Source organism: Pseudomonas paraeruginosa (genome assembly GCF_003025345.2).
GTDB lineage: Bacteria > Pseudomonadota > Gammaproteobacteria > Pseudomonadales > Pseudomonadaceae > Pseudomonas > Pseudomonas paraeruginosa.
Genome location: NZ_CP020560.1, coordinates 3,287,597 through 3,300,613 on the forward strand (window position 1 = coordinate 3,287,597; position 13,017 = coordinate 3,300,613).

Consider the following 13,017-nt stretch of genomic DNA (forward strand, 5'->3'; position numbering starts at 1 on the left):
GTTTCCACCGAGCGGGAGCTGTCCTGCACGCTTCAGTAAAGGCGCGCCTTGATCAGCGGGCGCAGCAGGTAGTTCAGCACGCTGCGCTTGCCGCTGAGGATGTCCACCTCGGCGACCATCCCCGGAATGATCGGCAATACCTCCTCGCCGCGCTTCAACTGGCTGCCGTCGGTCTTGATCAGCACCTGGTAGTAGGACTCCTTGCCATGCGGGGTGTCCTCCTCGATGGTGTCGGCGCTGATCTGCTCCAGGGTGCCCTTGAGATCGCCATAGATGGTGTAGTCGTAGGCGGTGATCTTCACCTTGGCCGGCATGCCGGGCACCAGGAAGGCCACGTCGCGCGGCTTGATCTTCGCCTCCACCAGCAGGCGCTCTTCCACCGGGATCACTTCCATGATCGGCTCGCCGGGCTGGATCACCCCGCCGCGGGTGTTGATCAGCACGGTGTTCACCCGCCCACGCACCGGCGACAGGATCTCGGTGCGGCGCAACTGGTCCTGGCGCTGCTGGACGATCGGTTCCAGGGCGCTGAGGTCGGCCTTGCGCTGCGCGCGCTCGGTGTAGGCGTCCTGGAAATAGGTGCTCTTCAGTTCGGTCAGCTTGCCACTGAGGGTGGCGATGTCCTGGCTCAGCTTCAGCGCCTCCATCTGGCTCACCGCGCGCTTGGCCACCAGCGGGCGAACCAGGTCGAGCTGGCTCTGCGCCAGGTGGATCTGCCGCTGGATCGCCTGGCTGCCTTCCAGCAGCTTGTCGCGCCGCGACTTGAACAGCTCGCGCTCGGAACGCGCCAGCGGCCCGTCGGGATCGACATCCGGCGGGAACTCGATGCTCTTCCTGCCGAGCACCTCGGCATCCAGCCGGGCGATGGCCGCGCGCAGCACGCTGGCTTGGTTGGCCGACTCCTGGAAGTTGGTGAGGAAGCGCGTCTCGTCCAGGCGCACCAGCGGCTGGCCGACTTCCACCAGGTCGCCCTCCTTCACCAGCAGGCGGTCGAGGATGCCACCCTCCAGGCTCTGGATCTTCTGGATCCGACTGAACGGCACCACCCGGCCATCGCCGCGGGTCACCTCGTCCAGTTGCGCCCAGGCGGCCCAGCCGATGAACAGCAGCACGCAGCCGAGCAGGGTCCAGAGCAGCGGCCGGTAGACCGGATGGGTAGCCGCCAGCAGCGGGTCGGCCAGTTGCCGGCGCAGGGCGGCGGCATTGCGCTCAGACTCCATGGTTGCCTCCTTCGGCGGCCTGCGGCGCCTGTACCTGGTTGCCCTGCACCACCTGTTCCAGCGGGCCGTCCATGATCACCCTGCCCTGGCGCAGGACCACCGCGCGCTCGACCAGGGCGAGCATGCTTTTCTTGTGGGTGGTGATGACCAGGGTGCGCTTGCCCAGCCATTGCTGCAGGTAGTCGATGACCTGCTTCTCGCTGGTCTGGTCGAAGGCGGCGGTCGGCTCGTCGAGCAGCAGGATCGGCGGATCCTGCAGCAGTACCCGGGCCAGCCCGACAGCCTGGCGCTGGCCGCCGGAAAGGCTGGCGTTGCCCTGGATCGGCATGTCCAGGCCCAGCGGGTGGCCGCGGACGAAGGCGCCCAGGCCGACCCCGTCGAGGGTCCCCAGCAGCTCCTCATCGCTCAGCGCGGCGTTCTCCAGGTTGAGGTTGTCGCGCAGGCTGCCATGGAACAGCGCCACGTCCTGCGGCAGGTAGCCGATGCCACGCTGGCGGTCGGCCGGGTCGATCTGGGTCAGGCTGACGTCGTCCAGCAGCAGGCGGCCCGACTGCACGTCGAGCAGGCCGCTGAGCAGGCGCAGCAGGGTCGACTTGCCGGCGCCGTTGCCGCCGAGCAGCGCCACCCGCTCGCCGGCGCGGATGCCCAGTGCCTGCACGTCGACCACCGGTGGACTGTCGCCGTGGGCCAGGCGAACGCCTTCCAGGCGATAGTTTCCCAGCAGGCGCTCCTTGTGCACGAAGCGCTTGCCCTTGGGCCGCTCCTGCTCGGCGCTCATCAGTTGGTCGAGGCCCTCCATCGCCACCTTGGTGTGCTGCCAGCGGCCGAGGATGCCGGCCGCCTGCGACAGCGGCGCGATGGCCCGCGAGGCGAGGATCGAACAGGCGACCAGGGCGCCGACGGTCATCGCGCCCTCGCTGATCCGATAGACGCCGAACACCACCACGCCGACGTAGCAGAGTTGCTGGACGATGCTCGCCAGGTAGCTCAGGGTCGAGGCCAGGGTATGGGTCTTCATCGCCGTGCCGGCCAGCTCGCCGGTCAGGCTTTCCCACTGGTGCAGGCAACGACCCTCGGCGCGGGTCGCCTTGACCGTCTCCAGATGCTCGAAGGCTTCCAGCAGCACGCCGTTCTTCATCGCCCCCTCGCGCAGGTTCTGTCGCGACAGGTGGCCGAGCAGGCGCTGGGTCAGCAGTCCCGGCAGAACCATCAGCACGCAGGCCACCAGCGGCACCCATACCACGTGGCCGCCGATCAGCGCGATGATCAGCAGGAAGATCGCCACGAACGGCAGGTCGCTGATCAGCGCCGCGCTGGACGAGGTGAAGAACTCGCGCACCGACTCGAACTCCCGCACCTGGGTACTGAAGGCGCCCATCGACGCCGGCTTGGCAGCGATGCGCGTGCTCAGTACGCGGGAGAACAACAGGGTCGAGAGCTGCAGGTCGAGGCGCTTGCCGAGCACGTTGAGCAGATGCCCGCGCATGATCCGTAGCACGCCGTCGAGGACGATCGCCAGGGCCACGCCGCTGGCCAGGATCCACAAGGTGTCGAACGCCGCGTTGGGCACCACGCGGTCGTAGACCTGCATGGCGAACAGCGCCGAGGCCACCGCCAGGACGTTGGCCATCAGAGCCGCGGCGGTAACCTCGGCATAGGAGCGCCAGAGGCGCTTGAGCGGGCCGAAGAACCAGTGTTCGGGCAAGGCGCTGGCATAGTCGCCAACCCTCCCGTCCGGCCGGTAGCGGCACTTGGCGAAGATCGCCGTGCCGCTGTAGAGCGCCTCCAGCTCGCGCAGCGGCAGGCGTTCGCGGCCGCCGTCGCTCTGCGGCACCAGCACCTCGGCGTGCTCGCCGTCGTTGCCGACCAGCACCAGGCTGCCGCCATCGTCGAGCAACAGCAGGGCCGGCAGCAGGTAGGCGTCGATCCGCCGCAGCGGCTGCCGCTCGACCCGGGCGGTGATATCGGCCCGGCGCAGCGCGCGGGCCACCAGGTGCAACGGCAGGCGGCCGTGTTCCAGCGGCATGCCGTCCACCAGTTCGGCGTCGCCGAGCGGCCGGCCGAGCTGCCGGCAGAGCAGCAACAGGCCCTGGCGCAACGGGTCGACGACGGGGTCGTGGTTGAGGATCACGACGTTATCCGGGGTTTTCTCAGCTTCCATGATTCAGCCGGTTCTCCAATAGCGGACCCAACAGGCCGACTTGCGCGGCCGCCCGATACTCGATGCGCTTGCGTTCGATACGCAGGTTGATCAGTTGCCGCTCCGCCTCGAAGCGCTCGCGCTGCACGTTGAGCAGGTCGATCACGTCGCGCCGGCCGACCTCGAACTGCTCGCGATAGAGCTCGCCGACCTGCTCCGACTCGGTCACCTGCTGGGTCAACGACTGTTCCCGCCAGCGCAGCGTGTCGCCGTTGTCGAAGAGGTTCTGCAGTTGCCGGCGGATGTCGCGCTGCATCGCGTCGGCGGTCCATTTCGCCGATTCCAGGCGCTGCTGCGCGGCGGTCGGCCGGCGGAAGTTGGAAAGCCCCTGGAAGGTATCCATGCGGAAGCGCAGGGATACCACCGAGTCGCTCTCCGGATGTCCGCCGATCTCCCGGCGCAGCGCGCTGGCCTCCAGGTTCAGCTGCGGCAGCAGAGAGGCCTTGGCCTCGCGGACCTCGGCCTCGGCGACATTGGCGTCCTCCAGGGCCTTGCGCTGCAAAGGCGATTCGCGGATCACCCGCGCCATATCGCTGGCCGCCAGGTAGCGTTGCAGCGACATCGGCTCGGGCTCCACCAGGTCGGCAGGCTCCTGGCCGACCAGGATCGCGTACTGGTTGCGCGCGTCCTGCAGGTTGCCCTTTTCCAGTGACAGCTGTTCCTGGGCACGCGCCAGCTCCAGGTTGGCGCGGTCCAGCTCGCTGCGGTCGGCATAGCCGTCGCCGCCGCGCGCCTGGGTCATCTCGCGGATGCCGTCGAGGCGCTGGATGTGCGCGCGTACCGCCTCGACCCGGCGCTCCGAGGCGAGCACGTCGAGATAGGTCTCGACGATGTCCAGCGCCGCGTCGTCGCGCGCCACCAGCACCGCCTCGGACAGCTTGCGCTGGGTCGCGCTGGCGCTGTCCACCTTGCTCGTCACCCGCCCCCAGTCGTACAGCATCTGCGACGCGGTGAGATCGTAGACGATCTCGCCGAAGTCGAACTCCTGCGGCCCTCCGGACATCGTGACGGAGGGGTAGTACCCCCCTTTGGCCATCTCCACCTCGGTGCCTGCGCGGTCCGCTTCGGCCATCGCGGATCGTACTTCCGGGTGGATCGCCAGCCCTGCCCTGACCGCCTGGTCCAGGGGCATGGCCGGCGCGAACATCGGCAGGCCCAGGGAAAGGAGCCAGATGGCTCCCTTCCCGCACCGCCGTCCCTTGCGCGCGTACTGCCGGCGCCCGCGCATCAGACCACGACCTGTACCGTGTTGTCCTCGACCAGCAGGGTGGTACTGCCGAAGGTATAGACGTCGTAGGTAATGCCGTTGATCAGTTGCGTGGTACCGGTGTTCACCGCGCCGCTCACGTTCAGCGTGTCGTTGCTTTCACCGGTGATCTGCAGGGTGTTGCTGGCATCGGTGATGACGTCCACCTCCGCCGCCGTAAGGGTCAGCACGCTGCCGCCGTCACCCTTGCCCAGATCGATACGCTCGAGGTTGCTGAGCGTGCCGACACCGACGGCGTTGTAGTCGAGGTCGATGCCGTTGGCCAGCAGCAGGGTGTCGAAACCGTTCCCGCCGTCGATGCTGACGAAGTCGGTCGCGGTGATCTGGATGGTGTCGTTGCCATCCCCCGCCTGTACCTGGTCGCCAGTGCCGACGTTGAGGATAAGGTCGCTGCCGGCACCACCATTGATGTGCTCGGAGCTGCCGTTGGCACCGGAGAGCACATCATCCCCGCTGGTGCCATTGACGTCGATCTGGCCAATATTGAGACCGACCCCGGAACCGCTCAACGTGATCCCGTACGACGCGCTGTCGTTGCCGTTGCTGTCGATGGCGACGACATTGAACGACAGCTGCGAGCCGAGGTTGAGCAGATCGGTGATGCTCCCCAGGCCCAGTTGCAGCAACAGCGCCGGATCCAGCAGGTTCAAAGCGAAATGCCCGGACGCATCCGCCGTCAAGGGCACGGTCACGTTCGCCGCCGGGGTCACCACGCGCACTTCCAGTCCGGAGTTGGGGGCGGTATCGCCGCTGAAGCCGAAGGTCGGCGGCAGCAGCGCGACATCCAGGCCGAAGTTGCCAATGGTCACCGGCTGCGGAATGTTGGTCCCGACGCCAATGGAAGCCACCGGGCTGGGGTTGCCCGCCAGATCTTCGCCCTTCACCGAAACCTGGGCGTTCAGCAACTGGTCCCAGCTCAGGTCTATATCCAGGCCCGTCAACAGGTCCAGCGAGGCAAGCCCGGTATTGTCGGCCGTCAGTGTGACCGTCGCCACGGCTCCCCCAATGTTCACCTCTACCGTGACCTCGGAGCCCGGCTCCGTCGAGATGGTCAGGATGTTGCCCACCAGCGACAGTACCGGAGCGGGTGGCGGCACCGTATCGACTGTGAAGCTCACCGTATTCGACGCGGTGCCGCCGTCGATGTCGGCGGTGACGGTCGAGGCACCCTCCGGGAACGCTCCCTGGCCGCTGGGAGGCAACAGGGTCAGGGTCACGTTGCCGATGGCGATGTCGCCTGCGGTGAGCGTATGACTGACCTCGGCCTCGTAGCCGTTCTGTCCGGCGAACTTGACGGTGATCACCTGGCCGGCCTGCATGGTCGGGCGCACCGCGACGTCGACCTGGATGCCATCGCCGATCTCGGCGGCGTTGATCCAGCTATCGGCGGCCTCCGGCACGCTGATGGTCGGCGGCGCCAGGTCCGGCGCGTTGATCGTCGCCGGCCCGCTGACGTTGCCGGCGGCGTCGACGGCAACCCCGGCGATCAGTTCGCCGGTGATCAGCGGCGGCGCGAACGGCAGGCTGAAGTTGCCGGCGCCGTCGACGGTGACCGTGATCGGGTTGGCGGTATCGCCGTTGACCACGATACGCACCTGGCTGTTCGGCTCGGCGGTGCCGGTCAGCAGCGCGCCGTCGGCGCTGATGCTCAGCAAAGGCGCCGATGGCGCCACCGAGTCAACCGTGGTGCTGGCCGGGCCGCTGGTGTTGCCGGCCGGGTCCTGGGCCACGGCGTTGACCACCGTGCCATTGGCCAACGGGGTGGCCGGGGTGAACGTCCAGTCGCCGTTGCCGTCGGCGGTGGTTTCGCCGATCGGATTGCCGTTGCCGTCGGTGAGGATCACCTTGGCGCCAACTTCGGCGGTGCCGGTGATCACGCTGCCGTTGCTGGCGTTGATCACCGGCGTGGGCGGGGCGACCGCATCCACCGTGGTGCTGGCCGGGCCGCTGGTGTTGCCGGCCGGGTCCTGGGCCACGGCGTTGACCACCGTGCCATCGGCCAGCGGCGTGCCCGGGGTGAAGCTCCAGTTGCCGCTGCCGTCGGCGAGGGTCTGGCCGACCGGGTTGCCGTTGCTGTCGGTGAGGATCACCCTGACGCCGGGCTCGGCGGTACCGCTGAGTTCGACCCCATTGCTCGGCGCGATCACTGGCGTGGCCGGGGCGACCGCGTCCACCGTGGTGCTGACCGGACCGCTGGTGTTGCCCGCGGCGTCCTGGGCCACGGCATTGACCACCGTGCCGTTGGTCAGCGGCGTGCCCGGGGTGAAGCTCCAGTTGCCGCTGCCATCGGCGGTGGCCTGCCCTATCGGGTTGCCATTGCCGTCGGTGAGGATCACCGTGGCGCCGGCTTCGGCGGTACCGCTGATCACCGTGCCATTGCTCGCATCGAGCACCGGGGTGGCCGGGGCCACCGTGTCCACCGTGGTGCTGGCCGGGCCGCTGGTGTTGCCGGCGGTGTCCTGGGCCACGGCATTGACCACCGTGCCATTGGCCAGCGGCGTAGCCGGGGTGAAGCTCCAGTTGCCGCTGCCGTCGGCGGTGGTTTCGCCGATCGGGTTGCCGTTGCCATCGGTGAGGATCACCTTGGCCCCCGCCTCCGCGGTACCGGCGATCACACTGCCGTTGCTCGGGGTGACCACCGGGATGGCCGGGGCCACCGCGTCGACCGTAGTGCTGGCCGGACCGCTGGTGTTGCCGGCCGGATCCTGGGCCACGGCGTTGATCACCGCGCCATCGGCCAGCGGCGTAGCCGGGGTGAAGCTCCAGTTGCCGCTGCCGTCGGCGGTAGCCTGCCCTATCGGGTTGCCGCCGCCATCGGTGAGGATCACCGTTGCGCCGGCTTCGGCGGTACCGGAGATCACGCTGCCGTTGCTCGGGTCGATCACCGGGACGGCCGGGGCCACCGCGTCCACCGTGGCGCTGGCCGGGCCACTGGCGTTGCCCGCGGCATCCTCGGCGACGGCATTGATCAGCGTGCCGTTGGCCAGTGGGGTGGCCGGGGTGAACGACCAGTTGCCGCTGCCGTCGGCGGTGGTCTGGCCGATCGGGTTGCCGTTGCCGTCGGTGAGGATGATGGTCGCACCGGCCTCGGCGGTACCGCTGACCACCGTGCCATTGCTCGGGTTGACCACCGGCGCGGCCGGGGCCACCGCGTCCACCGTGGCGCTGGCCGGACCGCTGGTGTTGCCGGACGGATCCTGGGCCACGGCGTTGACCAGCGTGCCATCGGCCAGCGGGGTGGACGGAGTGAACGCCCAGTTGCCGCTGCCATCGGCGGTGACCTCGCCGATCGGGTTGCCGCTGCCATCGGTGAGGGACACCTTGGCTCCGGCTTCGGCGGTGCCGCTGATCACCACCCCGTTGCTCGGATTGATGACCGGCACAGGCGGCGCGACGGCATCGACTGTGACGCTGGCCGGACCGCTGGTGTTGCCGGCGGGATCGGTGGCCGTGGCGTTGACCACGGTGCCATTGGGTAACGGCGTGCTCGGCGTGAAGCTCCAGTTGCCGCTGCCGTCGGCGGTGGTCTGGCCGATCGGGTTGCCGTTGCCGTCGGTGAGGATGATGGTCGCACCGGCCTCGGCGGTACCGCTGATCTCCGTGCCATTGCTCGGTTCCACCACCGGCGCGGCCGGCGCCACGCCGTCCACGATGATCACCGCCGGCGCGCTGTCGACGTTGCTCGGGCTGCGCGCCACCACGTTGACCACGGTGCCGTCCGGCAGCGGAATGCCTGGTGTGAACGACCAGTTGCCGCTGCCATCGGCGCTGACCTGGCCGATCGGGTTGCCGTTACCGTCGGTGATGATGATGGTATTGGCGGCATCGGCGGTGCCGCTGATCACCGAACCATTGCTCGGATCGACCTGCGGGATCGACGGCAGCGAGGTATCCACGATGGTACTGCCGGGCCCGCTGGTATTGCCGGCGGCGTCGGTCGCGGTGGCGTTGACCACGGTGCCGTTGGGCAGTTGCGAAGCGGGGCTGAATGTCCAGTTGCCGCCACCGTCGGCGCTGACCTGGCCGATCGGGTTGCCGTTGCCATCGGTGAGGGTGATGGTGCTGTTCGGCTCGGCGGTGCCGGTGATGACGTTGCCGTTACTCGGGTTGACCACCGGCGCGGCCGGGGCCACCGCGTCCACCGTGGTGCTGCCCTGCGGGCCAGTGTTGCCGGTCGGATCCTGGGCCACGGCGTTGACCACCGTGCCATTGGCCAGCGACGTGCCCGGGGTGAAGGACCAGTTGCCATTGCCATCGGCGGTGGTCTCGCCGATCGGGTTGCCGTTGCCGTCGGTGAGGATCACCTTGGCTCCGGCTTCGGCGGTGCCGCTGATGGTCGCGCCGTTGCTCGGGTTGACCAGCGGTGCCGGTGGCGCCACCGAGTCCACGGTGGTGGCGGACTGCGGCCCGGTGTTGCCGGTCGGGTCGGTGGCGGTGGCGACGATCACCGTGCCATTGGCCAGCGGCGTAGCCGGGGAATACGACCAGTTGCCGCTGCCATCGGCGGTGGCCTGGCCGATCGGGTTGCCGTTGCTGTCGGTCAGGGTCACGCTGGCGCCGGCCTCGGCGGTGCCGCTGATGGTCGTGCCATTGCTCGGGTTGATCACCGGCGCCGGCGGCGCGCTGGAGTCGACGGTCACCGTCGCTGGCGGACTGCTGTTGCCGGCGGCGTCCCGGGCCACCACGTTGACCACGGTGCCATTGGCGATCGGCGTGCTCGGGGTGTAGGTCCAGTTGCCGCTGCCATCGGCGGTGACTTCGGCGATCGGGTTGCCGTTGCCGTCGGTGAGGGTCACCGTGCTGCCCGGCTCGGCGGTGCCGGTGAGGCTGCTACCGTTGCTCAGGTTGACGGTCGGCGTGGCCGGCGCCACGCCGTCCACGGTGACGCTGGCCTGCCCGCTGGTGTTGCCGGCGGCATCGGTTGCGGTGGCGTTGACCACGGTGCCATCAGCCAGCGGCGTGGTCGGCGTGAAGCTCCAGTTGCCGCTGCCATCGGCGGTGACCTGGCCGATCGGGTCGCCGTTGCCATCGGTCAGGGTCACCGTGCTGCCCGGCTCGGCGGTGCCGCTGATGGTCGTGCCATTGCTCGGGTCGACCAGCGGCGCGGCCGGGGCCTGCGAGTCCACGGTGGTGCTGGCTCCCGGACTGGTGTTGCCGGAGGGATCGGTGGCCGTGGCGTTGACCACGGTGCCGTTGGGCAACGCTGTGCTCGGCGTGAAGCTCCAGTTGCCGCTGCCGTCGGCGGTGACCTGGCCGATCGGGGCGCCGTTGCCATCGGTCAGGGTCACGCTGCTGCCTGGCTCGGCGGTGCCGCTGAGCGTGGTGCCGTTGCTCGGGTTGACCACTGGCGTGGCCGGTGCCACGGCGTCCACGGTGACGCTGGCCGGCGCGCTGGCGTTGCCGGACGGATCGGTGGCCGTGGCGTTGACCACGGTGCCGTTGGGCAAAGGCGTGGTCGGGGTGAAGGTCCAGTTGCCACTGCCATCGGCGGTGACCTGTCCGATCGTGTTGCCGTTGCCGTCGGTCAGGGTCACGCTGCTGCCCGGCTCGGCGGTCCCGCTGAGGGTCGTACCGTTGCTCGGATCGACGATAGGCGTGGCCGGCGCGACGGCATCCACGGTAACGCTGGCCGGCGGACTGCTGTTGCCGGCGGCATCCCTGGCCACCACGTTGACCACGGTGCCGTCCGGCAGCGGAGTGGACGGAGTGAAGGTCCAGTTGCCGTTGGCATCGGCGGTGACCTGTCCGATCGTGTTGCCGTTGCCGTCGGTCAGGGTCACGCTGCTGCCCGGCTCGGCGGTCCCGCTGATGGTCGTGCCATTGCTCGGGTCGACCAGCGGCGCGGCCGGGGCCTGCGAGTCCACGGTGGTGCTGGCTCCCGGACTGGTGTTGCCGGAAGGATCGGTGGCCGTGGCGTTGATCACGGTGCCGTTGGGCAACGCTGTGCTCGGCGTGAAGCTCCAGTTTCCGCTGCCGTCGGCGGTGACCTGGCCGATCGGGGCGCCGTTGCCATCGGTCAGGGTCACGCTGCTGCCTGGCTCGGCGGTGCCGCTGAGCGTGGTGCCGTTGCTCGGGTTGACCACTGGCGTAGCCGGTGCCACGGCGTCCACGGTGACGCTGGCCGGCGCGCTGGCGTTGCCGGACGGGTCGGTGGCCGTGGCGTTGACCACGGTACCATTGGGTAAAGGCGTGCTCGGCGTGAAGCTCCAGTTGCCGCTGCCATCGGCGGTGACCTGGCCGATCGGGTTGCCGTTGCCGTCGATCAGGGTCACGCTGCTGCCCGGCTCGGCGGTCCCGCTGAGGGTCGTACCGTTGCTCGGATCGACGATAGGCGTGGCCGGCGCGACGGCATCCACGGTAACGCTGGCCGGCGGACTGCTGTTGCCGGCGGCATCCCTGGCCACCACGTTGACCACGGTGCCGTCCGGCAGCGGAGTGGACGGAGTGAAGGTCCAGTTGCCGTTGGCATCGGCGGTGACCTGGCCGATCGTGTTGCCGTTGCCGTCGGTCAGGGTCACGCTGCTGCCCGGCTCGGCGGTCCCGCTGAGCTCGCTGCCATTGCTCGGCTCGACCACCGGCGCGCTCGGCGCCACGCCGTCGACGGTGATGGAGGTCGCCGGGCTGCTGTTGCCGGCGGCGTCCCTGGCCACCACGTTGACCACGGTGCCATCCGGCAGTTGGCTAGCGGGAGTGAAGGTCCAGTTGCCGTTGGCATCGGCGGTGGTCTGGCCGATCGGATTGCCGTTGCCGTCGGTGATCACGAGGGTCACGCCCGCTTCCGCCGTACCGCTGAGGGTGCTGCCGTTGCTGGCATTGACCTGGGGCGCATCGGGGAAGTCGGGTGCTTCGGCGGTGACCGGAGTGCTGCTGTTGCCGGCCGGGTCGGTGACCACGACGGTGACCGTCTCGCCATTGGTCAGCGGCGGGTTCAGCGGCACCTCGAAGCTGCCGTCGGGACCGACCACCACGGTGGTATCCGGCTGGCCGTCGCCATTGCTGTCGACGCCGACGGTGGCGCCCGGCTCGGCCTTGCCGATCACGCTGCCGCCGTCCGGTGCGACCTGCACCCCGGTGGCCGGCGCCGGCGCGGTGGTGTCCGGCGCGGTGGCCTGGGTCGGCGGGCTGACGTTGCCGGACGGATCGGTGACCACCACCGTCACCGTCTCGCCATTGGTCAGCGGCGGGTTCAGCGGCACCTCGAAGCTGCCGTCGGGACCGACCACCACGGTGGTATCCGGCTGGCCGTCGCCATTGCTGTCGACGCCGACGGTGGCGCCCGGCTCGGCCTTGCCGATCACACTGCCGCCGTCCGGTGCGACCTGCACCCCGGTGGCCGGCGCCGGCGCAGTGGTGTCCGGCGCGACGACCTGCGCCGGCGGGCTGGCGTTGCCGGCAGGGTCGGTGACCACCACGGTGACCGTCTGCCCATTGGTCAGCGGTGGGTTCAACGGCGCGGTGAAATTGCCATTGGAGTCGGCGATCACCGTAATGTCCGGTTTGCCGTCGCCACTGGTATCGATGCCGACACTCGCGCCGGCCTCCGCCTGACCGCTGATGCCGCTGCCGTCGGGGGCAACCTTCAGCCCGCTGGCGGCCTTCGGCGGCGTGGTATCCGGCGGTACGCCGCCACCCCCACCGCCGCCGCCACCGCTGTTGGAAAGCGCCACGCCGCCACCGATCACCGCGGCACCGATCAACAGCGCGGTACCGGCGCTCATGCCACCGAGCAGCCCGGCGCCGGTCAGCGACTCGAAGCCGGCGAAGCTTTCCTGCGGGATGTAGCCGGCCATGAGCGGCCCGTCGGCGGCCACCGGAGGCAGGTCCACCGCCACCAGTTGGTCCTTGTCGGCCAGGAACAACTGGCTGGAGGGCTGGCCTTCGGCGTAGAAGTCGGCGATCCGGACCGTTTCACCGGTCTTGAGCTGGACGATCAGGTCGGAACCGCTCTTCGAATATCCCGCCACCGCGTCCGGCGCGACGTCCAGCGCGACATTGCTGCTCTGGGATAGATGGATGATCCCGTTTTCCGGTATTTCGACGGCAGCCGCAGAAGAAATACTTTGATCGATGGAGGTAACTTTCGCCTGGATCGTCATTTCCGACATTCCTCTTGTCAAGCAGCGACCGAGCGGTCGCACCATGTAATCCAGAAATAGCAGCTTTTAAACAAAAGGCGAGTCTGACTTTATATATAACGACTAAGAAAACCCCTGGTGGAAAACCAATCGATACAACTTCTCAAGAATCTGAAATCACTTAGCCATCACGACTCTATCTTCTTGATAATCAATATATAATCAAAAAGATATAATACTTTGTAAACATTCCGA

At 68.6% G+C, this 13,017-nt stretch carries 4 protein-coding genes; all 4 read right to left on the minus strand.

Going from position 1 to position 13,017, the window contains the following annotated elements; all coding sequences use genetic code 11:
* Nucleotides 1–32: 32 nt before the first annotated feature.
* The 4 genes from B7D75_RS15535 to B7D75_RS15550 are packed head-to-tail and all read right to left on the minus strand — an operon-like array spanning nucleotide 33 to nucleotide 12,783.
* The gene (locus tag B7D75_RS15535; RefSeq protein WP_012076116.1) at nucleotides 33–1,220 is read right to left on the minus strand and encodes an HlyD family efflux transporter periplasmic adaptor subunit; all 1,188 of its coding nucleotides are present in this window, start codon (nucleotides 1,218–1,220) and stop codon (nucleotides 33–35) included.
* Nucleotides 1,210–3,381 (minus strand): type I secretion system permease/ATPase, encoded by a 2,172-nt coding sequence (locus B7D75_RS15540; RefSeq protein ID WP_043104503.1) that lies wholly within the window; start codon nucleotides 3,379–3,381, stop codon nucleotides 1,210–1,212. The genes B7D75_RS15535 and B7D75_RS15540 overlap by 11 nt, the downstream gene beginning before the upstream one ends.
* Complete coding sequence (locus tag B7D75_RS15545) at nucleotides 3,371–4,648, minus strand: TolC family protein (protein WP_003153546.1); 1,278 nt, start codon at nucleotides 4,646–4,648, stop codon at nucleotides 3,371–3,373. Before B7D75_RS15545 ends, B7D75_RS15540 begins: the two co-directional genes overlap by 11 nt.
* A complete protein-coding gene (locus B7D75_RS15550) occupies nucleotides 4,648–12,783 on the minus strand; it encodes an Ig-like domain-containing protein (protein WP_107114199.1) in 8,136 nt (2,711 codons plus the stop codon). Before B7D75_RS15550 ends, B7D75_RS15545 begins: the two co-directional genes overlap by 1 nt.
* Between the last annotated feature and the right edge of the window lie 234 nt (nucleotides 12,784–13,017).

What these genes read in the sequence shown, in the direction of transcription:
- B7D75_RS15535 (WP_012076116.1), bottom strand. Translation starts at nt 1,220, where the DNA reads ATGGAGTCTGAGCGCAATGCCGCCGCCCTGCGCCGGCAACTGGCCGAC.
- B7D75_RS15540 (WP_043104503.1), bottom strand. Translation starts at nt 3,381, where the DNA reads ATGGAAGCTGAGAAAACCCCGGATAACGTCGTGATCCTCAACCACGAC.
- B7D75_RS15545 (WP_003153546.1), bottom strand. Translation starts at nt 4,648, where the DNA reads ATGCGCGGGCGCCGGCAGTACGCGCGCAAGGGACGGCGGTGCGGGAAG.
- B7D75_RS15550 (WP_107114199.1), bottom strand. Translation starts at nt 12,783, where the DNA reads ATGACGATCCAGGCGAAAGTTACCTCCATCGATCAAAGTATTTCTTCT.